Origin of the sequence: Acinetobacter sp. 161(2023), from assembly GCF_037027805.1 — a bacterium.
Lineage (GTDB): Bacteria > Pseudomonadota > Gammaproteobacteria > Pseudomonadales > Moraxellaceae > Acinetobacter.
Genome location: NZ_JAZEYD010000046.1, coordinates 1 through 1221, shown reverse-complemented (window position 1 = coordinate 1221; position 1221 = coordinate 1). Strand labels below are relative to the sequence as shown.

Below are 1221 nucleotides of genomic sequence, written 5' to 3'. Positions count from 1 at the left end.
TTAAGCTACCTTATTTTGTTGTGGTAGCTGGTCATAGTAAAACTCATCTGGAGTCATTTTGTCCAGACTCGAATGAGGTCGTTTCAAATTATAAAATTCAAAATATGCGTTTAATTGCTTCTTCGCATCCAAAACATTGCTGTAGGCTTTGAGATACACCTCTTCATATTTAACGCTCCGCCATAATCGTTCAACCATCACATTATCAACCCATCGACCTTTACCATCCATGCTGATTTGGATGTCATTTGATTTCAATACATCAATAAATGCATCACTGGTAAACTGACTGCCTTGGTCTGTATTAAATATTTCAGGTCGACCATATTTTTCAATAGCTTCATTTAATGTTTCTATGCAAAATGTAACCTCCATACTAATCGATACTCTATGCGCAAGTACCTTGCGGCTATGCCAATCAATCACAGCACATAAATAAACAAAGCCTTTTGCCATAGGGATATACGTTATATCCGTAGACCACACTTGATTACTGCGCTGAATAGCCAATCCTTTGAGCAGATATGGATATTTGCGGTGAGCTTGATTAGCCTGGCTTAAATTTGGTTTGCAATATAACGCATTAATGCCCATTTTCTTCATTAAAGTACGTGTATGACGTCGTCCTATATGATGTCCTTGACGATTCAACAAATCACGCATCATACGGCTACCTGCAAAAGGGTATTGCATATGTAACTCATCCATACACCGCATCAGCTTCAGATCTGATGCACTCACAGGTTTTGGGCGATAGTAATAACAACCACGGGAGACTTTCAGCAGCTGAGCTTGCTTAGATACTGAAATCTGAAGTGAGTCATCGATTAACTTTTGTGGTTGAAGCGGCCCAGTTTCTTCAACACACCTTCTAAAAAATCAATTTCTAATGCCTGCTCACCGATTTTTGCATGTAGTTTTTTTAGATCGATGGGTGGTTCTGTTGGAGCTTTTGATTGATCGAAAGCTTGCGAGGAAGCTGAAATCAGTTGATTTTTCCAGTCGATAATTTGGTTTTGATGAACATCAAATTCAGCACTCAATTCAGCAAGTGTTTTTTCTGCTTTAATCGCAGCAAGTGCTACCTTAGCTTTAAAATCATTTGAATGATTTCTTCTTGGTCTACGTGCCATAAAATACTCCATATATTGATGTTTATAACATCATTTGGGGAGCAAAATATCACTTATAAGTGTTGTTCAAATTTCCTGATCCACCTCT

At 38.1% G+C, this 1221-nt stretch carries 1 protein-coding gene; it reads right to left on the bottom strand.

The genetic code is table 11. The annotated features are described in order from the left end of the window. Positions 1 to 1145, bottom strand: a protein-coding gene (locus WA249_RS18870; protein ID WP_085944219.1) for an IS3 family transposase whose coding sequence is annotated in 2 segments (ribosomal slippage) — positions 1 to 881 and positions 881 to 1145 — 1146 coding nt in all. Because the reading frame shifts where the segments join, the coding sequence is not laid out codon by codon here. Positions 1146 to 1221 lie beyond the last annotated feature (76 nt).